Origin of the sequence: Streptomyces sp. DT224 (assembly GCF_049844595.1) — a bacterium.
Taxonomy (GTDB): domain Bacteria; phylum Actinomycetota; class Actinomycetes; order Streptomycetales; family Streptomycetaceae; genus Streptomyces.
Genome location: NZ_JBNCLI010000009.1, coordinates 222,737 through 244,720 on the forward strand (window position 1 = coordinate 222,737; position 21,984 = coordinate 244,720).

At 75.1% G+C, this 21,984-nt stretch carries 17 protein-coding genes; 10 read left to right on the forward strand and 7 right to left on the reverse strand.

Going from position 1 to position 21,984, the window contains the following annotated elements; translation table 11 throughout:
- Positions 1-9: 9 nt before the first annotated feature.
- Positions 10-1,449: a sensor histidine kinase gene (locus ACLQ2N_RS23630; RefSeq protein WP_425816135.1), complete on the reverse strand. Its 1,440-nt coding sequence runs from the start codon at positions 1,447-1,449 to the stop codon at positions 10-12.
- A 74-nt stretch (positions 1,450-1,523) separates the two neighbouring features.
- Positions 1,524-2,717, reverse strand: a complete 1,194-nt coding sequence (locus ACLQ2N_RS23635) for a flavin-containing monooxygenase (protein ID WP_425816136.1) — start codon at positions 2,715-2,717, stop codon at positions 1,524-1,526.
- Positions 2,718-2,891: 174 nt separating this feature from the next.
- On the opposite strand from ACLQ2N_RS23635, the gene ACLQ2N_RS23640 reads away from it, so the two are divergent.
- Entirely contained in the window at positions 2,892-3,674 is a 783-nt protein-coding gene (locus tag ACLQ2N_RS23640; RefSeq protein ID WP_425816137.1) for a thioesterase family protein, read from the forward strand.
- Between the two features lie 6 nt (positions 3,675-3,680).
- On the opposite strand, the gene ACLQ2N_RS23645 is transcribed toward ACLQ2N_RS23640, so the two are convergent.
- From ACLQ2N_RS23645 to ACLQ2N_RS23665, 5 genes are all read right to left on the reverse strand, one after another.
- Positions 3,681-4,259 carry a DUF1707 SHOCT-like domain-containing protein gene (locus ACLQ2N_RS23645; RefSeq protein WP_425816138.1) on the reverse strand — a complete coding sequence of 193 codons (579 nt, stop codon included), beginning with the start codon at positions 4,257-4,259 and terminating at the stop codon, positions 3,681-3,683.
- 29 nt (positions 4,260-4,288) lie between these two features.
- Positions 4,289-6,391 (reverse strand): AAA family ATPase, encoded by a 2,103-nt coding sequence (locus ACLQ2N_RS23650; RefSeq protein WP_425816139.1) that lies wholly within the window; start codon positions 6,389-6,391, stop codon positions 4,289-4,291.
- On the reverse strand, positions 6,388-7,101 hold the full coding sequence (locus ACLQ2N_RS23655) for a DUF4255 domain-containing protein (RefSeq protein ID WP_425816140.1): 714 nt from the start codon (positions 7,099-7,101) through the stop codon (positions 6,388-6,390). The genes ACLQ2N_RS23650 and ACLQ2N_RS23655 overlap by 4 nt, the downstream gene beginning before the upstream one ends.
- A complete protein-coding gene (locus ACLQ2N_RS23660; protein ID WP_425816141.1) occupies positions 7,098-10,277 on the reverse strand; it encodes a hypothetical protein in 3,180 nt (1,059 codons plus the stop codon). Before ACLQ2N_RS23660 ends, ACLQ2N_RS23655 begins: the two co-directional genes overlap by 4 nt.
- 256 nt (positions 10,278-10,533) lie before the next feature.
- The gene (locus ACLQ2N_RS23665; RefSeq protein ID WP_425816142.1) at positions 10,534-11,256 is read right to left on the reverse strand and encodes a response regulator transcription factor; all 723 of its coding nucleotides are present in this window, start codon (positions 11,254-11,256) and stop codon (positions 10,534-10,536) included.
- A gap of 224 nt (positions 11,257-11,480) precedes the next feature.
- Between ACLQ2N_RS23665 and ACLQ2N_RS23670 the strand changes: the two genes are divergently transcribed.
- From ACLQ2N_RS23670 to ACLQ2N_RS23710, 9 genes are all read left to right on the forward strand, one after another.
- A complete protein-coding gene (locus ACLQ2N_RS23670) occupies positions 11,481-12,788 on the forward strand; it encodes a hydrolytic protein (protein WP_425816282.1) in 1,308 nt (435 codons plus the stop codon).
- Positions 12,789-13,257: 469 nt separating this feature from the next.
- On the forward strand, positions 13,258-14,784 hold the full coding sequence (locus tag ACLQ2N_RS23675) for a phage tail sheath family protein (protein ID WP_425816143.1): 1,527 nt from the start codon (positions 13,258-13,260) through the stop codon (positions 14,782-14,784).
- Between the two features lie 73 nt (positions 14,785-14,857).
- Complete coding sequence (locus ACLQ2N_RS23680; RefSeq protein WP_018101393.1) at positions 14,858-15,298, forward strand: phage tail protein; 441 nt, start codon at positions 14,858-14,860, stop codon at positions 15,296-15,298.
- Positions 15,295-15,783, forward strand: a complete 489-nt coding sequence (locus ACLQ2N_RS23685) for a hypothetical protein (RefSeq protein ID WP_425816144.1) — start codon at positions 15,295-15,297, stop codon at positions 15,781-15,783. Before ACLQ2N_RS23680 ends, ACLQ2N_RS23685 begins: the two co-directional genes overlap by 4 nt.
- Positions 15,780-15,938, forward strand: a complete 159-nt coding sequence (locus ACLQ2N_RS23690) for a DUF6760 family protein (protein WP_018101391.1) — start codon at positions 15,780-15,782, stop codon at positions 15,936-15,938. The genes ACLQ2N_RS23685 and ACLQ2N_RS23690 overlap by 4 nt, the downstream gene beginning before the upstream one ends.
- Before the next feature lie 4 nt (positions 15,939-15,942).
- Positions 15,943-18,978: a hypothetical protein gene (locus tag ACLQ2N_RS23695; RefSeq protein ID WP_425816145.1), complete on the forward strand. Its 3,036-nt coding sequence runs from the start codon at positions 15,943-15,945 to the stop codon at positions 18,976-18,978.
- Positions 18,979-19,008: 30 nt separating this feature from the next.
- A complete protein-coding gene (locus tag ACLQ2N_RS23700) occupies positions 19,009-19,434 on the forward strand; it encodes a phage tail protein (protein ID WP_425816146.1) in 426 nt (141 codons plus the stop codon).
- A gap of 85 nt (positions 19,435-19,519) precedes the next feature.
- Complete coding sequence (locus ACLQ2N_RS23705) at positions 19,520-20,209, forward strand: LysM peptidoglycan-binding domain-containing protein (protein WP_425816283.1); 690 nt, start codon at positions 19,520-19,522, stop codon at positions 20,207-20,209.
- Positions 20,206-21,975, forward strand: coding sequence for a VgrG-related protein (locus tag ACLQ2N_RS23710; RefSeq protein WP_425816147.1), 1,770 nt, complete (start codon positions 20,206-20,208; stop codon positions 21,973-21,975). The genes ACLQ2N_RS23705 and ACLQ2N_RS23710 overlap by 4 nt, the downstream gene beginning before the upstream one ends.
- Positions 21,976-21,984: the final 9 nt, after the last annotated feature.

Sequence of the window (21,984 nt, forward strand, 5' to 3'; positions counted from 1 at the left end):
CCGTCATGCTCATCCCGCGCCCGGGGTGAGCGCTTCCTTGGACATCAGCCTGCCGTCCCGGAAGCACAGCCGGTAGGCGTCCCCGGAGCGGTCGTCGAAGCGGTCCGCCGTCATCGCGTAGTACGCGCAGTCGACGCCCGGACCGCGCGGCTCACCGGCCACCGGCCGCTGGGTGGTCTCGCGGGCGGGCAGCACGCGCTCGACCGACGCCCGGTCCTGGCCCACCCGGAGCCGGGCGAAGTCACCGGGGTCCAGGACGGACTGCCGGGCCGAGTGGATGTCCCAGCCCAGGAGCGCCGCGCTCAGCCCGGCCCACGCCGCCAGCGGCAGGACGACGGCGAGGGCCAGGGCCCGCCGGGCGCGCCCGCGCGCGTGCCGGTGCTCCGGGGACAGCGCCCCGGGCGCGGTCCGGGGCACGGCGGCCGGCAGGCGGGCGGGCGAGGTGTGCGGGAGGTGCGCGGTCACCGCGAAGCCGTCCTCGTACGGGCCGTGGGTGAAGGTGCCGCCCGCCAGGCGCACCCGCTCGTCCAGGCCGGGCAGGCCCCGCCCGGTGCCGGGTCCGCCCTGCCGCCCGGCCGGGGCGGGGCCGTTCTCGACCCGGACCGTCGTCGTTCCGGCCGCGTGGGTCAGCCGGACGTCCACCCGGGCGCCCGGGGCGTGTTTGGCGGCGTTGGTCAGGGCCTCCTGGACGACGCGGTGGGTGGCCCGCGCGGTCTGCGGCGGCATCGCGGCCGGGTCGCCCTCGGTGTGCAGGGTGACCGGGAGGCCGGTGGCGGCGGCCTCCGCGACCAGCCGGCGGACGGCGGTGCCGGGCGGGCCCGGCGGCTCCTCGTCCGCCCGGCCGCCGCCGTCCTCGCGGAGCAGGCCGATGACCTCGCCGAGCCGTTCGACCGAGGCCGCCGCCCGGGCCCGGATCTCCCCGGCCGCCTCCCGGTGCGCCCCGTCCAGGCCGGGGGCCAGCTTGAGCGCGCCCGCCGACAGGGCGATGAGGCTCAGGTCGTGGCCGATGAGGTCGTGCATGTCCTGGGCGATCCGGGCCCGTTCACGCGCCCGGGCCTGTTCCGCGACGAGCAGCTGCTCCCGCTCCAGCCGCTGCGCCCGCTCCCAGCCCGCCCGTACGAGCTCCTGGTACTGCCACCAGAACCGCCCCGCACACCACGGCAGCATCCCGGCCACCGCGACGACCGCGACGAACCGCCCCGCCATCAGCACCCAGGACGGCACGAGGGCGACGGCCACGACCCCGCCCGCGACGACCGCGACGAGCAGGAGCAGGGTCGGCCCGGTCCTGCCCGGCACCCGCCCGGCGAGGAACGCCGTCACGGCGGCGGGCAGCGCCCACCACGGGCTGACCGCGCTCAGCGCGACGCAGGCCGCCGCCGCCACGGCCAGCAGGTTTCCCGGCGCGGCGGCCCGCCGGACCGTGCCGCTGACGATCGCTCTCTCCACCCCGCGACCGTACGCATGCCGGGGCGGCGGCGGCACTGCCGAAAGTCATGGTGCGGCGTGACGTGCGGGGCCGGTCAGCGCCGCCCCCTCCGGGCGACCCGCTTCGCGATCCTCTCCGCGTCGCGGGCCAGTTCGCGGAGCATGCCGCTGATGGGGTTGGTGAAGCCGGTGAAGTAGAGGCCGGGGGCCTGCTTGGGGGTGCGGGGGCCGTGGACCACCGGGCGGCCCCGGGCGTCCAGCACGCCGAGGTGGCCGACCAGCGGTTCGAGGGCGCGGCGGTAGCCGGTCGCGGCGATCACGGCCTCCGGGGTGACCCGGGTGCCGTCCGCGAGGACCACCGCGTCCTGGTCGAAGGACTCGACGGCCGCCACGGGTTCGACCCGGCCGCGCTTCACCGCGTCGATCAATCCGACGTCCTGGACCGGGATCGCGCCCTCCTTGACGCGGGAGTACAGGCCCGTGTCGGGGCGGGGCAGCCCGTGCTCAGACAGGTCCGGCACGGCCGCGCGCGCCATCAGGCGGCCGGCCCGGTCCACCAGGGCGACGGGCAGCCGGCGGACCAGGATGCCGGTCGCCTGCGCGGGCCAGCCCGCCGTGGAGCGGCGCACGAGGTGCGGGACGGTGCGCACCGCGAGCCGCACGCGTGAGGCGCCGCCCTCCACGAGGTCCACGGCGATCTCCGCGCCCGTGTTGCCGACGCCGACGACCAGGACGTCCTTGCCCGTGTACGGGGCCGGGGAGCGGTAGTCCGAGGCGTGCAGGAGGTCCCCGGTGAACGTCTCGCGGCCGGGCCAGTCCGGCAGGCGCGGGGTGTGGTTGAAGCCGGTGGCGACGACGACGGCGCGGCCGGTCAGCTCGCGGCCCCCGCTCGCGCTCAGCCGCCAGCCGGTGCCGTCCGCCGCCCGGTCGATCCGGGAGACCTCGACGCCGGTGATCACTTCCAGCCCGTGGTGCTCGGCGTACTTCTCCAGGTACCGCACCACGTCGTCCCGGGCGACCCAGCGGCCGAACCTCCTCGGTATCGGCAGCCCGGGCAGCGCGGACCAGCGCCGGGTGGTGTGCAGGTGCAGCCGGTCGTAGTGGCCGCGCCAGGACGCTCCGACGCTCCCGGACTTCTCCAGCACGACCGCCCGGACACCCCGCGCGCGCAGGGCGGCCGCCGCGGCCAGTCCGCCCGGGCCGCCGCCGATGACGTAGACGGGGCGGTCCTCGGTGAGGTCGGTGGGGGCCGGGGAGGTGCTACCGGTGGGAGGCGCGCTGTCGGACATGCTTCGGAGCGTAATCGCGCGACTCCTTGATGGGTCTCGGTCAAGACCGGAATCGATTGCGAATTGATCACGCTCGAACGCGGGTGCGGAGGTGCGGTACCCGCGCGCGGTCCGGAACGCCCCCGGTGGCAGGCTGTCGGTGCCCGATCCGTACGGCCCTGAGGGAAGCATCCGTTGAACACCGGCAGCTACTACGAGCGCATCGACGCCGACCGCTACAAGCCGACCGCGCACGCGAGCGGTGCGTGGAGCACGGACGAGGTGCACTTCAGCCCGTTCGGCGGGCTCCTCGTCCACGCCGTCGAGCGGCACCTCGCCAAGCGGCCCGGCGAGCGGCTGCTGCTGTCCCGGATCAGCTTCGACATCCTCGGCCGGCTCGCCCTGGACGAGTGCGAGATCCGGGTGGAGACGGTCCGCCCCGGCCGCACCATCGAGCTGGTGGAGGCCGTCGCCCTCATCGCGGGCCGCCCGGTCGTACGGGCCAGGGCCTGGTCGCTCGCCCCCGTCGACACCACCGCCGTCGCCGACGGCGAGGAGGACCGGCTCACCCCGCCCGAGGCGCTCGCCCCCTGGCCGATGGGCGACCTCTGGCCCGGCGGCTACGTCGCGTCCCTCGACGTCCGCCCGCTCGCCGCGCCGCTGCCGGGCCGCGCGGCCGCCTGGCTCTCCACGCCGCTCGACCTGGTCGCGGGCGAGACGGCGGGGCCGCTGGCCTCGTACGTGGCGCTCGTCGACACCGCCAACGGCATCGCCGTGCGCGAGAAGCCCACGGAGTGGATGTTCCCCAACGTGGACCTGACGATCCACCTGCACCGCCAGCCCGAGGGCCGCTGGACCGGCCTCGACACCACGGTCGTCTTCGGCCCCACCGGCCAGGGCCTCACCAGCACGGTCCTGCACGACGTCAACGGGCCGGTCGGCCGGGCGGAACAGATCCTCACCGTCCGTCCGCTCTGAGGGAGTTCAGCGCTGCTTGCGGCGTTCGCGCAGGCCCGGGCGGCGGATGCGGACGCCGCCCACGCCGCAGGAGCCGGTGATCCGCAACAGCGGCGCCCCCGGCGTCCGTTCGCCCGTGACCTTCGACTTCAGGCCCCCGAGCGCCGGCTCCAGCGCGTCCGTGTCCACGCCCCAGCCGTCCGGCACCACGATCCGGACCCCGCCCATCTGACCCTCCACCTCCACCTCGACCTCGCGCAGCCGGCACTCGGCCCCGCTGAAGTCGAGCAGGGCGCCCCCGATGCCCCCGTGCACGAGGACGCGCGGCGGGACCTGCCAGGAGCCCTTGCGCTGCACCCCGTGGATGCCGCCGCGCAGGACCAGCGGCTCGCCCGTGCCCCGCACGGCCGTGCCGCCCAAGTCATCGGTGATCGGGGCGAGTTCGCCGTAGGTCTTGGCGGTGAGGGCCAGGTGGAGCCGTTCGTCCAGCTCATCCATGTCGATCCGGCCCTCCGCCGCGGCCTCCCGCAACTGCTCCACCACCGCCTCGCGGTCGGCGTCGGATGCGCGCATACGGGCGGCGGAACGGGCGGGCTCGGCAGTCATGCACCTGATGATACGGAGGCGGGCAAGCGCTAACCGCGCCGCCTCGTACGCTCCAGCCACGGGCCGAACTCGCTCTCCAGGACCAGCCGTCCGAGCTTCCGGTACTCCGCGAGCACGGCCCCGGCCAACTGCTCCGTGTCCAGCGGGCGGCCCGACTCCGCCGCCTGGTACGCGGCGGTCACCGCACACGCCCGGATCGAGCCGCCCGTCAGCTCGAACCGCTCCGCGCACGTCGGCAGGTCCAGGTCCGGGGCGCGCGGGATCTCCGTACCCAGGCAGCGTTCCCACAGGGCGAGGCGTTGCTGCGCGTCGGGTACGGGGAAGTCGGCGACCACGTCCAGGCGGCGGGTGAACGCCTCGTCCAGGTTGGCCCGCAGATTGGTCGTGAGTACGGCGATGCCGTCGAAGGACTCGACGCGCTGGAGGAGGTACGCCGACTCCACGTTCGCGTGCCGGTCCTGGGCGTCCTTGACCTGCGAGCGCTTCCCGAAGACGGCGTCCGCCTCGTCGAACAGGAGCACCGCGTTGACCTCGGACGCTTCCACGAAGATCCGTTCCAGGTTCTTCTCGGTCTCACCGACGTACTTGTCGACCACGGACGACAGGTCGACCACGTACAGCTCCATGCCCAGGTCCGCCGCGACGACCTCGGCCGACATGGTCTTGCCCGTCCCGGACTCCCCGGCGAACAGCGCCACGATGCCCCGCCCCCGGCCCCCGCCCGGCCGCATCCGCCACCGCCCCAGCACCTGGTCGCGGTGGCGGGCGCGCAGGGCCAGGTCGGAGAGCTGGCGGCGGGTCGCCGGGGGGAGGACGAGGTCGTCCCAGCCGACGGCCGGCTCGATGCGCCGGGCCAGCCGGGCGAGCCCCGCGCCGTTCTGCGCCCGGACGGCGGTCCGCAGGTCGGCGGCCTCCACCGGGCGGTTCTGCTGCGCGGCCAGCCGGGCGGCCACATCGGCGGCCCGGCGGATCTGGCCGGAGTCCAGCCGGTACGCCCGGGTGGCGTCCGCGAGGAGGGCGTCGGCCTCCTCCGTTCCGGCGGCGAGCCCGGCGGCGGCACCGGCCCGGGTGAGCGCGCCCCGCCACCGGCGTACCGCGTCCGCCGGGTCCGGCGGCGCGATGGGGACCGTCACCGGGCTCTCCCCGGCCCACAACGGGTCCCAGTGCTTCCGCCCGTACACGAGCAGCGGTGAGCCGCCGCCGACCGCCGCGCACAGCGCACCGACGAGCGCGGCGCCCTTGGGCTGTTCCGGCGCCAGCGTCTCCAGCGGGCCGAGGACGAGACCGCCGCCGCTCAGCCGGGCCTCGGTGGCCAGCGTCCGGACGGCCCGCTCCGGTTCGGGCGCCGCCGCCAGGGCCGCCGCGTCCACGACGAGCGGGCGCAGCCCGGATGCGGCGAGCGCCCCGACGGCGAGCCGGGCCGGGTCGCCGCCCCGGTCCAGCAGATGCACGAACCCGCTCCCGGTGGAGGCCGCCGACGCGACGCGCCCGGTGACCGGGTCGCCGTCCGGCTCCCCGTCCGGGCCCGCCACCCGGACCAGGCCGTGCACCCGGGCGTCCACCTCGTCGTCGCCGAGCAGATGCGCGGTGATCCGGTCCGGGACGCGCAGCACCCGTGAGAGCAGGGGGCGTTCGGGTTCCAGCACCTCCACCAGGCCGGCCGCGACGAGCGGCGCGGATGGCGCGAACCGGAACCGGCCGGGGCCCGCGCCGGGCAGCCCGCACAGTTCGAGCGCCAGGCCGATCGTGGCGCGGCGCCGGGTCAGGTCGTCGTGGAGATACCCGTACAGCCGCTCGAACCGTGCGTCGACGTCCGGCGCCATGGCGACGAGCAGGAGGTCGACGTCCGGCCCGGTCAGCCCGAACCGCTCGGCCAGCTCCGCGATCCGCCCGCGCTCGGGGGGTGCGTCGGGCCCGAGGTCCGGCACGGGCAGGAACGCGTCGCGCGAGTCCAGGACGCGTTCGGCGGCGGCGGGCGTCAGGTACTGCCCCCGGAACGGGTCGTCCGGCGTGGGATCGCCCTCGTGCCGCAGCGCGACGGCGACCCGGACGCGCCGCTCGACGTGCCCGAGCCGTTCCCAGAGCTCGGCGAAAGCGGTGTCGGCGGCGGGGAGCCGCTGTGCGGTGGTCACCGGGCCGCCCCGCCCCCGCGCCTCCGCCGTCCGGGCGGCAACTGCCGTTCGCGCTCGGCCGCGAAGCCCTCGCCCGCCGGGTCCGTCGCGCCGCCCCCGTACCGCAGCCGGCGGCCCGGTTCCGTCGCCCCGCCGTCCACAGCGGCGGCCGTGCGGACGAGCAGCCCCTCCGTGACGGGCGGGCCGGCCGGCTCCACATCGCCGGACAGCGGGGCCCAGACGCGTACGTCGATCGCGGCCTTCAGCTCGCCGCCCAGCGCGGACCAGACGTCCACCGTGGACGGCCGGTCGCCCGAGCCGGCCGAGGCGGCCTCCATCTCGACCGTCAGACCCAGCTCGGCGAGGCTGCCCGTGAGCATCCGGGCGGGCAGCGCGCGGGTGCGGATCAGGCTGCGCAACACCTCGGAGAGCAGCCGGTGTTCGTCCTGGGGCCGGTTGGTCCACGCCGTCACCAGGTACGTCAGCTCGAACCAGCGCGCGGGTGTGCGGCGGCCGGTGACCACGCCCTCGGCGTCGTACTCCTCGGACGTGCCGCTGCTGCGGCGCGTCGCGTCCTCGCGGATGCCGTACAGGAAGACGCTCACCGTGGGCGCGTTGCGGCGGGCGGACCAGTCCTTCGTCGGGGCGTCGAAGACCAGGTCCACGCCGCTGTCCTCCAGGCCCGCGTCCACCAGCAGCAGCCGCAGCGCCTCGTCCACCTCGTGGATCACCGGCGCCCCATCTCGTCCGGCGGGACCAGGTTGCCCGTCACCACGAGGAAGTCCGTCTTCACCGGCGAGAAGCCGGGGCCGGACGCGGTGATCGTGCGCGGCCCGGTCCGGTCCTTGACCAGGATCAGCAGCTGGGCGGTGAACGTGCCGTCCCGGCCGGGCAGGGTGGGCGCGGCGGCGGCCGTGATCCCGGGCTTCCAGGCCAGCTTCACGGGCACGCCGGGCGGGAAGTCCTTGCCGCGCACCGAGGTGACGAACCCGGGCTTGCCGATCTCCGGCACCGAGACGATCCGGGGCTGGAGGATGCGCAGCGGGATGCGCGAGACGTTGTCGCCCCGGTCCGCGTCGGTGCCGGTGGTCGTCAGCGTGCCGGTGATCCGGGTCCGCAGGGCGTGGTCCGGGGCGAGCACCACCCGCAGGACCGAGGAGGCGCCCGGCGCCAGGTCGGGCAGGGCGCACACCCCGCCGGTGCAGCCCGCCGGGAGCGTGGCCACGGGGACGCGGGAGGGCAGCCCGAGCCGCAGCCGCAGACCGGTGGCCAGGGCGTTGTCGCCGTTGCGGACGGTGTACGTCACCACGACCCGGCCGCCGACGTAGCCGGGGCTGGGCTGCGCGCGGACGACGACGCCGGGACCGGCCTCCGGGGCGGGCGGCAGCGCCGGCGGCTGCGCGGGCGGCTGCGCGGCCGGGGTCGGCAGCTTGGGCGGTGTGGCCGGACCGGACGGCGGCGGGCCGGGCACGGCGGGCGTGGTGCGCACTCGTACGGCGGTGCCGGTGGCGTTGTCCGTGGTGTTCGGGTCCACGACCGCGCCGGAGACCGACCACCCCAGCTGCCAGGGCCCGTTCGTCACGCCGACGAGCCGCACGGTGACCAGCACCTCGGCGCCGGGCGCGAGCAGGCCGAGGGCACAGCTCGGCGAAGCGCCGGCGCACGGGCCCTTGGGGGTGGACATGCCTTCCAGGCGGACGCCCGGCGGGAGGTCGGCGACCAGCGTGGTGGCGGGGGAGGGGGCCGGGCCGTTGTTGGTGACGGTGACCTCGACGGACACCGGGGAGCCGGTCTCCATGGTGGGCGCGGTGGGCGGCGCGGTGACGGCCAGGTCCACCTTCTGCTGGAAGGCGGGCTCCTTCTGGCGGCCGGGCAGCTTCGCGGTGAGCGGGGTCAGGGTGCCGGTGGCCAGGTCGAGCTGGGACAGCTGCTCGGGGGAGTTGGGCGCCCGGCCGCGGCGGTGGCTGACCACCAGCCGGGAGGCGTCCGGCGACCAGGCCACGTCACGCGGCTGGTACGGGCCGGTCGCCTCGACGTCCGGGATCTTCGAGGTGCACGTGGGGGCGTCGGCGCGGCCGGACGGCAGGACGACGCGGCAGTCCTTCCCGTCCGGCGAGACGACGACGACGCTGGCGCGCTGGTTGATCTGGTCCGCGCGGTCCTTGCGGTTGAAGGCGAGGGACCTGCCGTCGGGCGAGAACGCGGGGCTGTCGTCGATGACCTTGCACTCGCCGGGGCAGCCGCCGGTGCGGCTGAGGTCCTGCTGCCGCTTCAGCGCCTTCACCGGAGCGGTCCAGACGTGCTTGATGCCCCCGAGGCCCCGGACGACCTCGGCGCGGGTGAACGCCAGCACGGTGCCGTCCGGCGACCAGGCGGGCTGCGCGTCGGCGCCGCTGACCTCGCCCTCGGGTGCGACGACCCTGCCGGTGATGCGCCCCGATTTCACGTCCGCGACGAGCACCTGACTCTTCCAGGTGCCGTTGTCGCCGGGCGTGGACCGGGTGAAGGCGAGCAGCTTGCCGTCCGGCGAGTACGAGGGATCGGTGTCCCGGTCCCGGGGGCCCCGCCCGGCCAGCTCGACCACCTCCGGGTGCTTCCCCTCGGTGTCGGTGCGCCAGATCCGCTGGACCCGCTGTCCGTCGATCGTCTGGAAGCGGGTCACGGTGATGTACCGGCCGTCGGGCGTGTACGTCTGCCGCTCGGTCCAGGGGTCGTAGCCGTCGGCCGGGTGGAACAGCGGGTCGACGGCCGGGTCGTCGCTGGTGTTGGTCCGGGCCGCGGGGTCCTCGCGCAGCACGTCGAGCCGGAGGTCGCGGGGGTCGGAGCCGTCCTGCCGCATGTCCTGGAGCGTGACGAGGGCGGGGTCCTCGGTGGTCCTGCGGGGGACCACCGGGGTCGGTGTGCCGGCGATCACGAGCGCCGCCGGGGGCCCGACCTCGCGGTCGTCGTCGAGCAGCTTCGTCGGGGTGGGGCCGTCGAGGGAGGTGATCCCGTAGACGTGGTCGTAGACGGAGCACCCGCAGTCCGTGTTCGGGCTGAGGAAGTACAGCCCTTCTCCGTCGGGGAGCCAGGCCGCCGACCGGGTGCCCCAGTCGGAGCCGAGGCCGGTGGCGAACACGGGGCGGCTCGTCCCCGGCCCGTCGGTGACCCGCAGCCGGTGCCCGGTGTCCTCCTTGGAGGCGGGCGTGACGTGGACGGTGTAGACGACGCGCGACCGGTGGGCCTCGTCGTCGCCGTCCGGGTTCCACTCGGGTTCGTCCGCGTCGCCCTCAGCGCTGTTGCTGAGGCACTTCACCGGGCCGCCGTCCAGGTCGCGTGCGTAGATCTGCGTGCCCCGCTCCGGGCCGCCGTCGCTCGCGTACGCGATGCGGGTGCCGTCGGGGGAGAGCGTCGGGGACGTCTCCTCGTCCGGGGTGTCCGTCAGCTGCCGCGTCTTCCCGGACCCGTCGGCGGGCACCGACCACAGATCCCGGCGGCCGCCGTTCCCGGGCGAGTCGAAGACGACGGTCTTCCCGTCGGGGGACAGCTCGGGGTGCGCGGCGTCCATGCCGCGGGTCAGCCGCAGTACGGAGCCGTCCGCGCGGCGCAGGTAGACCTGGGGGCGCGCCTCGTCCCGGAGGCTGGTGAAGACGAGCGCGTCACCGCGCCCGTAGGCGTCCTGGTCGTAGTGGGCCGGGTCGTCGCTCTCGAACAGGTCCTCGGTGGCGGTCTGCGACGTGACCCGGCCGAGGCTGCGGTGCCCCGTACCGGCGAAGACGATCCGCCCGGTGTCGGTCACCTTCTTCGACGCGGCTGCGGCCGGCTGGACGCCCTGCGGGGCGGACACGGAGCCCGCCACCAGCAACGGCGTCAGCAGCACCACCGCCGCGCCGAGCCGGTGCAGCCGGGTACCCCTCGGACCGCCCACAGTCCACCTCGCAGTCTGAATCGATGGTTCTCCACGACGAGCATCCCGTCCATGGGGCCGGCGGAACAGGGCCGGGAGTACCCGGGGCGGGGGAAGAGCGGGTGCCCTTTGCGGCTGGAGCGGTCCCGGCGGCCCGCTCCGGACCGGGTCCTCGCCGGGGTGCGCCGGACTTCGCGGAGTCCGGCCCGTTCGCCGGAGGGCGGGCGGGGGCACCGAGGGGGCAACGGCGGCTGCCCTCCCGGTGCCGGACGGGGCGTCAGATGAGCCCGTGCCGCATCGCGTACCCCACCGCGTGCGCCCGGTTGCGCAGGTTGAGCCGCGTCGCGACCTCGTGCAGCACGTTCTTGACGGTGCGTTCGGAGTACGAGGTCTTCTGCGCGATCTCCGCCGTTCCGTAGCCCTCCGACACCAGCCGGATCATCTCCGCCTCGCGTGTCGTGAGCGTGGACAGCGAGAGGCCCCTCGGGTCCAGGACCGAGCGGTGCAGGCTGCTGACGTGGTCGATGAGCTTGCCGAGGAGGTCCCCGGGAAGGACCCCCTCGCCCTTGGCGATGGCCGTCACGAGGTGGACCAGCCGGTCCTGGTCGGCCTCCCCGCGCCGCAGCACGGCGGCCACCCCGTACTCGATCAGGGTCTGGAGGGCACCCGCCTCGAAGTACCCGACGACCAGGCCGGTCCGGGTCGCGGTGTTGCGCTGGAGGCGGTGCAGGAGCCGGACGGCGGCCTCGTTCACCACGTCCACCACCACCAGGGACACCTGGGCCCGGTCCGCCTCCTCGTCCGGGATCAGCTCGATCTCCGGGCGCCGGCGCAGCTGTTGCACCACCCCGGTCCGGAGGATCAGGTCCTCCGCGTACACCGCCACCGAAACCCGGCCGGACGCCGGGGCGGGTATGCCGGGGGCGGGCTGCTCGGGCGGCGCGAGGCCGCGCGGGCCCGCCGCCCCCGTCGTCGTCATGTCTGTCGTGATCGTGGTCATGGTCTCGTCCTTCTGGGCCGCTTCCGCCGGTTTCCGGTACGTGGGATCGGGTACGCGTTCGTCCAAGGGGTGCAGGGGGACCTGGCGCGGGGATGCGGTGCCGGCGTCCGGCGCGGATGTGCCCCCGGGGCACCGCCCCTGCCCGCACATTGCCCTCGCGCCCCTGCTGCCGGGGGCACGGCGCGGCCTAGCGTCGCAGGGTGACCACATCTGCCGAACTCGCAATGCCCACGGTGACGGTGTCGCCCGGCGCCGAAGCGACGACCACGCTGACCGTGCGCAACGACGGGGACATCGTCGAGGCGTACACCCTCGACGTGGTCGGCGACTGCGCGGCGTGGACCACGGTGGAGCCGGCCCGGGTCTCCCTCTACCCCGGCACCTCCGAGACCGTCACGGTGCGGTTCGCGCCGCCCCGCTCCCACGAGGTCCGGGCCGGTGAGAAGCCCCTGGGCATACGCGTACTGCCCGCCGAGCACCCCGAGTCGGTGGCCGTTCCCGAGATGACGGTGGTGGTCGAGCCGTTCCACGAGCTGCGCGCCCGCCTGGAACCCGGGCGCCGCCGGGGCTGGCTGGGGGCCCGCTTCCGTACCGTCGTACAGAACCGTGGGAACGCTCCCACGGAGGTGTCCCTGGGCGCCCGGCAGCCCGGCGAGGAGCTGCGCCTCGCGTTCACGCCGGAGCGCAGGAAGCTGGAGCCCGGCGAGTCCGCCGAGGCGGGCCTCAAGGTCCGGGCCCGGAAGCTGATCTGGTTCGGCGCGCCGGCCGCCTGGCCGTTCGAGGTCGTGGCCGGAGAGCCGGAGGACGCCGGGGCCGAGGGCCCCCGGGAGGGGCGGCCGGAGCCGCTGCCCGGCGAGTTCGCCCAACTCCCGCTGTTCCCGAAGTGGTTGCTGATCCTGCTCGCCGCGGTGCTCGCGCTGCTGCTCGCCTGGTTCGCGCTGGTGCGCCCGGCCGTCCGCAGCACCGCCAAGGAGGCGGGCGCCAAGGCCGCGCAGGAGGAGAACCGGCAGCCCGCACAGGGCGGTTCGGCCTCCGGGGGCGGACAGCAGGAGCCCCAGGGCAAGGGGCAGGGCGCGGGAGGCGCCGAAGGGTCCGGCGGTGCCACGGGCGGCTCCGGCTCGGCCGGCTCCACCGGTTCCACGGGCGGCACCGGCTCGGCCGGCGGCCAGCAGAGCTCCCAGACCATCGACGTGCAGACGGGTGCCGGCGGCCGGAAGACCGGTACCTATGTGGTCCCGGAAGGGAAGACCTTCGGTGTCACGGACATCGTCGTGGCCAATTTCCAGGGCGACGAGGGGCTGCTGACCATCTCCTTCGGGCAGCGGAAGATCACCACCATTGCCTTGGAGACGTTCAGGAACCAGGACTACCACTGGGTCACCCCCATTCAGATACCGGAGAAGGCGGCGGTCACCGTTTCCGTGACCTGCGCCAAGCCTGGGACTCCGGCCACCGGTAAGCAGGCTTCCGGATGTCACCAAGTGCTCAATGTCAGCGGCGTGCTGAGCGATGTTTCGCGAGACGAACGATAGCGCCGGATTCCAGGCCTTCTGTTCCGGCTACGTGAACAGACGGGTTTCCCACCTGCGGGGATGCGCCACCGAGTGTTCATCCGGGTGTGTCCCTTCACACACCCGGACACACCCGTAACGACTGGACGCGCAAATGCCCGGAGTGCGGGCAGCGGGCCAATTCCGGCGTTTCCCGGGTGATTCCCGGTCATTTTCGTGTGCGGTGAAGGGACTGGACCACTGGGCCGTGCGCTCGACGGAGCGGATCGGGACTCATTCGGTTCCCCGGGGCGACCGGAGAAATCCAGCCGATCTCGCCGAACGGCTCGCTATTTTCTGGCTGAATCCAATCCCTCGCGCCCCGTGTGCGGACGCACCGCCCCGGAAAGGCAGCGACCCTGCCCCCCGGCCAGGACTTTGAGACCTACTGCCCCGCGCACGCCCTGGCAAGACTGGGCGTGCGAACGACTGACCAGCCGAAGGAGCGAGCATGCCGTCGTACCTCACCCCAGGTGTTTACGTGGAGGAGGTGCAGTCCGGAGCACGGCCCATCGAGGGTGTCGGCACCGCGGTCGCCGCCTTCGTCGGCTTCGCGGAGACCGGCCCCTTCCACCGGCCGACGCTGGTGACCAGCTGGGACCAGTACGTTTCGACGTTCGGCACCTTCACCCCGGACACGTATCTGACGCTCGCCGTCCACGGGTTCTTCAGCAACGGCGGCGGCGCCGCCTACATCGTCCGGATCGGCGGCCCCGCCGAGGACGCGCCGCAGGACGGCGCGCCCGCGACGGCCCCCTCCGTGGCCGTCGGAGGCTTCCTGGTCTCGGCCCGGCAGGGCGCGGGCGACGGGATCTCCATCGAGGTCGCCGACGCCGAGGGCGAGAACCCGCCGGAGGACCGCTTCCGCCTGCTGGTCCGTCAGGGCGGCAAGGTGGTGGAGACCTTCGACACCTCCGTACGCAAGAACGTCAAGGGCTACCTCGTCACCCAGGCCCGCCAGTCCAAGCTCATCGAGGTCACCGAGCAGCCCGGAGCGGCGCAGACCCGCCCCGAGAAGCAGAGCCTCACCCTCGCCCCCGCCGCCCCGGAGACGAGCACCACCGGCCGGACCGGCCCCACCGAGTACGTGGGCGACGCGTCCGCGCGTACCGGCATCGCGGCCCTCGAGGCGATCGACGAGATCACCATGGTCGCCGTCCCCGACCTGATGAGCGCCCACCAGCGCGGCGACATCGACGACGAGGGAGTCCGGGCCGTCCAGCTCGCCCTCATCGCGCACTGCGAGCAGATGGGCGACCGGGTCGCCGTCCTGGACACCCCGCCCGGCATGAACGCCCAGCGCGTCCGCACCTGGCGCAACGACGACGCCGGCTACGACTCGCGCTACGCGACCGTGTACTACCCCTGGCTCAAGGTCCTCGACCCGGCCACCGGCCGCCAGACCCTCATGCCGCCGAGCGGCCACGTCGCCGGCGTCTGGGCCCGCAGCGACGGCGAACGCGGCGTGCACAAGGCCCCGGCCAACGAGGTCATCCGGGGCGCGCTCGACCTCGAACTCCGCCTGAGCCGGGGCGAGCAGGACCTGCTGAACCCGATCGGCGTCAACTGCGTGCGCGCGTTCCCCGGCCGGGGCATCCGGATCTGGGGCGCCCGCACCCTCTCCTCCGACCCGGCCTGGCGCTACCTCAACGTCCGCCGGCTCTTCAACTACCTGGAGGAGTCGATCCTCCTGGGCACCCAGTGGGTCGTCTTCGAGCCGAACGACGACCGCCTCTGGTCGAGCATCCGGCGCAACGTCACCGCGTTCCTCTCCGAGGAGTGGCGCCGGGGAGCGCTCTTCGGCCGTACGGCAGAGGAGGCGTTCTACGTCAAGTGCGACCGGGACAACAACCCGCAGGAGTCCATCGACCTCGGCCAGGTCGTCTGCGAGATCGGCGTCGCGCCGGTGAAGCCGGCGGAGTTCGTCGTCTTCCGGCTCTCGCAGTTCTCGGACAGCACCAGCCTCGTGGACGAGTGACGGCCGTCCCCCTTACGCGGTGACCCAGCAGGCGACAGACAGCGGCAGCGAACGGAACAGGTGACACACAGTCATGGCAGAGGGCGACGCTCTTTCCACCCACGTCTTCGGCGTGCAGCTCGGCGGCTATCTCGTGGAGTCCATCCAGGAGATCAGCGGCCTGACCGTCGAGGAAGAGGTGGTGGAGGTCCGGCAGGTGACCTCCACCGGCAAGCAGATCATCCGCAAGCAGCCCGGCGCGCGGCAGGCCGGCGAGGTGACGATCACCCGGGGACTCGACAAGAGCAGCGAGTTCACCAAGTGGATCAAGGAGACGCTGAACAACGGCGCCGTCGACACCGCGCGGCAGAACCTCACCATCGAGATCAAGGACTCCAAGGGCGACACCGTCCGCCGCATCCAGCTGATGCAGGGCTGGGCCAGCCGCTGGGAGGGCCCCTCGCTGAAGGCCGGCGAGTCCAGCGCGGCGACCGAGACGGTCACCATCACCTTTGAGGAGATCGTGGTCGAATGAGGCGCAGGACCGTTTCCGGCGGCGGTCTGGAGGAGGTCCTGGACAGCCTCGCCGCCGCCGCGCCGGCGCAGCCCGAGGCCCCGGCCCCCGCCCCCGCGCCGCCCCCGGCCGCCCGTCGGCCCGACGAGTTCGACTTCGAGCTGCCGCGCGGTTACGTGGACGACGAGGGCCGGACCCACCGGACCGGGACCATGCGGCTCGCCACCGCCCGCGACGAGCTGCGTCCGCAGATCGACCTCCGGGTCAAGGAGAACCCCGCTTATCTGAGCGTGGTGCTCCTGAGCCAGGTCATCACCCGCCTCGGCACGATCACCGACGTGCACGCGGGGGTGGTCGAGCGGATGTACGCGACCGACGTGGCGTTCCTCCAGGACTTCTACCGCCGCATCAACAGCGAGGGCCACACCCACGCGGCGGTCACCTGCCCGCTGTGCCAGGGCTCGTTCGAGGTGGACCTGTCGGGTGAGCGCCTGGGGGAATCGTGACGTACGCGCCTTCCCGGCTGCGGGAGGAGATCGCGTACATCGCCTACCACTTCCACTGGCAGCGCGAGGAGATCCTCGACCTCACCCACGGTGAGCGGCAGGAATGGGTGAGGGAGATTGCGCGGATCAACACCCGCGTGAACGAGAGCGGGTGAAGGCGTGGAGTTGAGGGGCTGGTTCCGGAAGCGTCCGGTGGCGGGCGTCCCCGAGGCGGACCGGGCTCCGGTGCCCGGTGCCGGGGACGCCCAGGCGCCGGGCCCCGCCTCTCCGCGTCCCGGCGCGGACTGGGACGGCGGCTGGCGCCGCGTCGCGCCGCCGACGGTGACCGTCGCCCGGTCCTCGATCGGCGTCAGCGACGGCCTGCGCTTCCGGTCCCGCCTCGCCTCCTGGCAGAACGTCGCCTACAGCGACGGCGACCTGGGCCACGCCGTGCTCCCGTCCGCCCCGGTGGGGCGGATCCACGGGGTGACCCGGACGCCGGGCACGCCCCGTAGCGGCCCCTCGGGGACGCCGCTGGTGCTGCGCGCGGTGGACGCGCCCTCGGCACCGCCGGCGCCTCCGGCACCGGGTGAGGGGGAGGCCGCCCCGGCGGGCCGGAGCGCGCCCGCGCCCAGGCGCGTGGTCCCGGCCGTGGCCGGATCGGCGTCCCGCCCGCCCGGGGCCGGTGCGACGCCCGCGCCCCCGCGGGCGACTCCCGCCCCCGTACGCGCCCGCCGCACCGCGCCCCCGCTGACCGTCGCGCGCCGCCCGGCGACGACTCCGCGCACCCTGTCCGCCGTCCCCTCCACGGCGGTGCCCGCACCGCACGCGGGGACGCCTCCGGTACGCCGTGGGCTCGGCGCCCCCTTGGGCGCGCTGCAGCCCGGAGCGGGGCCGGCGGCGCGGCGGGCGGACGAGCCGCCTTCCGCCGGTGGGCCGCCTTCCGCCGGCGGGTCGGAGCTGCCGGTGGTCCAGCGCCAGGCGGACGCGTCCGCCGTCACTTCGGTACGCCCTCAGCCGGGCGAGCCCTCGGGCGAACGGCCCTCCGGGGCAGCCCGGCCGGCTCCGTCCGCACCGGAGGTGCCGGTGGTGCAGCGCCGGACGGACGCGCCCGCCACCCCGGAGCGCCTCGCGCCGGCCGCCCCGGGCGGGCCCGCCCTGCCGGTGGTGCAGCGGCAGGCGGACGCGCCCGCCGGACCTGCGGTCCGTCCGCCTCTGGGCGAGCCCCTGGGCGAACTGCCCTCCGTGGCCGTTCCCCCGGGTGCACCCGCCGACGCCGGTCCGAAGCCGCCCGGGCCCGCGCTGCCCGTGGTGCAGCGGCAATCCGACGCGCCCGCGTCCGCAGGTGCGGCGGCCGGTCCCTCCGTACGCCCGACCCTCGACGGGCAGCCGCCCGTGGCGGAACCGGGCAGCCACGCCCTGCCGGTGGTCCAGCGCCGGACGGATGCGCCCGTCACCCCGGAGCACCCCGGGCCGGCCCTGCCGGTGGTGCGGCGCGAGGCGGACGCGTCCGGGGGAGCGGCGGCCGGTCCGTCCGTGCGCCCGACGTTGGGTGGGCAGCCGTCCGTGGCGGCGTCAGCCGGAGAGGCGGGTGCCCCGGGCGGGCCCGCCCTGCCGGTGGTGCAGCGCGAGGTGGACGCGTCCGGCGGTGCGGCGGCCGGTCCGTCCGTGCGCCCGACGTTGGGTGGGCAGCCGTCCGTCACCGCTCCCGCTGGAGATGCGGGTGCGTCGGGCGGGCCCGCGCTGCCGGTGGTGCAGCGGCAATCGGACGCGTCCGCGTCCGCCGGTCCGTCCGTGCGCCCGACGTTGGGTGGGCAGCCGTCCGTGGCCGCTCCCGCCGGAGAGGCGGGTGCCCCGGGCGGGCCCGCCCTGCCCGTGCTGCAGCGCCAAGTGGACGCGTCCACCGGTCCGGCCCCCGGTCCCTCCGTGCGCCCGTCCCGGGACGGGCAGCCGCCCACGGTCCAGCGCCAGGCAGACGCGTCCGCCGTCCCGGAGCCCTCCGCGCCCGCCGCCCCGGCCGGGCCCGGTCTTCCCGTGGTCCAGCGGCAAGCGGAGGCTCCCGCCTCCGCGGCCCCCGGGCGCGGCACGCGCCCCACCCTGGGCAAGCCTCTGCGTGAACTCCCGGCGGGCGCCGCCCCCTTCGCCCCGCCCACCCGTGACGCGGGCGGCCCCGCGCTGCCCGTCGTCCAGCGGCAGACCCCCGACAGCGCCACCACCGCGCCCCCGGCCCCCGGCACTCCGTCCACCGGCCCCGGCTCCCAGGCCCGCACCCGGGGCGGTCTCGGCGCACCGCTCTCCGTCCTCCCGCCGACCGCCGGGACCGGGAGCGACGGCCCGCGCCGGGCGCAGCCGGCCGCCCCGCAGCCGGGCCCCGTCACGCCCCCCGCGATGCCCCTGAGCACCGCGCCCCCCGCGCCCCCCGCACACCGCACCCCCGACGCCACCGCACCCGTCCGCATCCAGCGCGTCCCCTCCCGCCACACGCCCCGGCCCGCCCCCGTCCAGCGCGCCCGCGCGCTCCTCGCGGGGCGCACCCTCACCGTGCATACGGGCGCCGCCGAGGGCTTCACCGCCCGTGAGTCCGCCGCACCGACCCGGCCCGTCGTGCCGGCCACCTGGCGCCGCGACACCCCGCGCCGGGAGGCGGAGGCACGGCCCGTCGTCCAGCGGGTCGCCGCCGACCCCGTCGCCCCGCCGCGCCCGCACGCGCCGCTCCCGGCCCGCACGGTCCCGCCCGCCGACCAGGGACCCCCGCTCCCCGGAAGGACGCCCCCCGGCGTCTTCGCCGCCCCCGCCGCCCCGGTGCAGCGCCTCGCGATGCCGGTGGTGGCGGAGACCGGCGCCCCCGCTCCGGGGCCCGGGCCGGAGGCGGGCGGCGCCCCCGCCGGCGTACCGCAGCCCCTGGCCGTACGGCCGTCCGCTCCCCGGACCGGCCAGTCACCGCCCGCGCAGGTGAACGCGCAGGCGACCACGCAGGCCAACGCGCAGGCGGTCCAGCGTGCCGTGGCCCGAGCCGGACTCGCCGGCGTGCCGGTGACCGTCGTCCAGCGGCAGCCCGCCCAGGGCCCCGCGCCCGCACGCCCCGCCGAGCCCGCCCCGGACGTGGACGTCGAAGACCTCGCCCGGCGCCTGATCGACCCCGTCGCCCGGCTCCTCAGGGCCGATCTGCGGCGCGGCCGGGAACGTTCCGGACGTCCGTACGACGGCCGCCGCTGACAGGGAAGCGCTGGAGAAGGAAAGCAACGGATGACGGACAACATCTTCGCGACGAGCGTGTTCTTCAAGCTCACCATCGGCGGGAGCGACCTCGGCGCGTTCCACACCTGCTCCGGCCTGGGCGCCGAGGTGGAGATCGAGCAGTACGCCGAGGGCGGCAACAACGGGTACACCTGGCAGCTGCCCGGGCGGATCACCTGGACCAACATCACGCTGACCCGCCCCGTCACCGCCGACACGCTCAAGATCGCGCGCTGGCTGAACGAGACGACGCAGCGCGTCGAACGCAAGGACGGCGAGATCGTCGCCCTGCGTCCCGACCTCAGCCGGATCGTCAGCTGGCAGATCCAGGGGATCGTGCCGGTCCGCTGGCAGGGGCCCTCCTTCGACCCGGCCAGTTCCCAGGCGGCGGTCGAGACGCTGGAGATCGCGCACGAGGGGCTGGTGACCTCCTGATGAACGGTCGGGAACACGTCGTGGAAGGAGGGACCCCGTGCCAGCCGCAGCCCGCACGAGCCGTACCCGCGCACAGCTGACCATCATGGAGCCGCCGTCGGACGTCGGCGCCAAGCCGGGCGGGACCCTCGCCCAGCTGACGCTCCAGTTCAACCCGGCGACGCTCTCGCTGCGCAAGTCCACCGAGTGGCGCCGCACCCCGTCCCGCACGGCGGGCGAGTCCGCGCTGCCCGAGTTCGTGGGCAGCGGACCCCGCTCGCTGTCGCTCGACGTGTTCCTGGACGCCACCGCCACGCACGACAACTCCGTGGAGAACGCGGTCGAGCAGCTGATGACGGCCTGCGTGCCGACGCCGAGCAGCCTGGGCCGGAAGAAGCCGTCGAGCCCGTGGGTGCGGTTCGACTGGGGGACCTCGCGGACGACGTCGTTCGACGGGGTGCTGTCGAGCCTTTCCGTGTCGTACACGCTGTTCGACGTGGACGGGAAGCCGCTGCGCGCCACCTGCTCGCTGTCCATCGAGGAGGCGAGCGTCGACCCGGCCGGGCAGAACCCGACGTCCGGCTCGCGGGAGGCGCGGCGCACGCACACGGTCGTCGCCGGGGACAGCCTGCCGCTGCTCGCCTGGCGGGAGTACGGCGACGCCACCGCCTGGCGCACGATCGCGGAGGCGAACGGCATCGACGACCCCATGCACCTGCCCCCGGGCAGCGAACTCCTGGTGCCCGCGCTGGAGGACAGCGCGGCCGAGGAAGGCGTACCGGAGGCGGCCCGATGACCGGTCCCGCCCGCTCCTTCGCCGCCGACCCCATCGTGGAGGCGCCCGCCGAGCTGCCCCAGGCGTGGGCCGCCCAGCTGGTGAGCTGCGCCGTGGACGAGAACATCGGCCTGCCGGCCGGCGCCGTGCTGACGTACCGCGACCCGTACCACACGCTGCTCACCGCCACCGGGATCACGATCGGCACCGAGCTGAAGATCTCCGTGGTCACCGTCCAGGAACGGGCGCGCGAGCGGCTGTTCACGGGCGAGGTGACCGCGCTGGAACTGGACAGCGACACCACGGGCTCGTTCACCGTCGTCCGCGCGTTCTCCAAGGCGCACCGGCTGAAGCGCGGCCGCAAGGTGGTCGCGTACCGGAACATGAAGGCCGCCGACATCGTCCGCAAGGTCGCCGCCGGGGCCGGGCTGCCGTGCGGGAAGGTCGAGGCGGCCCCGGTGATGTACAAGCAGCTGACCCAGCCGAACGTCTCGGACTGGGACTTCCTCCAGTACCTCGCGGGGGAGTGCGGGGCGCACGTCCTGGTGGACGAGAAGGGCGTGCTCCAGTTCGTGAAGCCGAAGCCCGCCGCCTCGGCGCCCGCCCCGTCCACCTCCGCCGCCAAGCACCCCATGGTCCTGGAGTACGGCCGCAACCTGCTGGCGCTCCGGGCCGTGCTGACCGGGGCGGACGGCGCGGACAGCGTGGAGGTGCGCGGCTGGGACGTGGAGAACAAGGTCCGGCTGGTCGCCCGGGAGCAGTCCGTCCGCTCCGACACCGTGACGCCGGGCGCCAACCCGTCCTCGGCCGCCGCCCTGTTCGGGAAGAACGCCCGGATGACCGTCGCCGACACCCCGTACCGGACCCAGGCCGAGGCCCGCGCGGTCGCCGGTGCCGTGGCCGGACGGGTCGCCTCCGGCTTCGGCGAGATCGAGGCGGTCGCCGAGGGCAACCCGAAGCTGCGGGCGGGCGAGCCGGTCGCCCTCGGCAACGTCGGCCCCGCGTTCGCCGGGCGCTACACCGCGACCGCCGCCCACCACACCCTGGACCCGCACGACGGCTACCGGACGACCGTGCTGGTCAGCACCGATCCGGACCGCTCGCTGGCCGGCCTCACCGGCGGCCAGGGCGCGCCCGTGCCGGGCCCCCGCATGCCGGGCCTCGCGATCGGCGTCGTCACCGACATCCGCGAGGGCCGGGGCAAGGAACGCGGCTCGGTGCGGCTGAAGTTCCCCTGGCTGGACGACACGTACGTCACGGACTGGGTCCGTACGGTGCAGTGGGGCGGGCAGGGCGGCGGCGGGGTCTTCAGCCCCGAGGTCAACGACGAGGTGCTGGTCGGCTTCGAACAGGGCCTGATCGACAGCCCGTACGTGCTCGGCGGCCTCTACAACGGCGTCGACAAACCGTCCCCGCACGACGTCCCGCTCGTGGACCCGACCAGCGGCAAGGTCAACCGCCGCTCCCTGGTGTCCCGTTCGGGCAACCGGATCGAACTGCTCGACACCCCGCGCGGACCGTCCGGCGTCCGGCTCGCCACCGGTGACGAGCAGCTGGAAATCGTGCTCGACGAGCGGCGCGGCGAGATCGCGCTGAAGGTGTACGCCCGGGGCACCTCCCGGGTCCTCAGCTCTCTGTCGCTCGGCCGCACCGGGATCACGCTCGACGCGGGCGTCGGGGACATCCATCTGAAGGGCAAGCAGGTGACCGTCAGCGGCAAGACCGGCGTCACCGTCGACGGCGGCCTGCTCGCCGTCCTGAAGGCCGCACTCGTCCGCATCAACTGACGCCCCGCC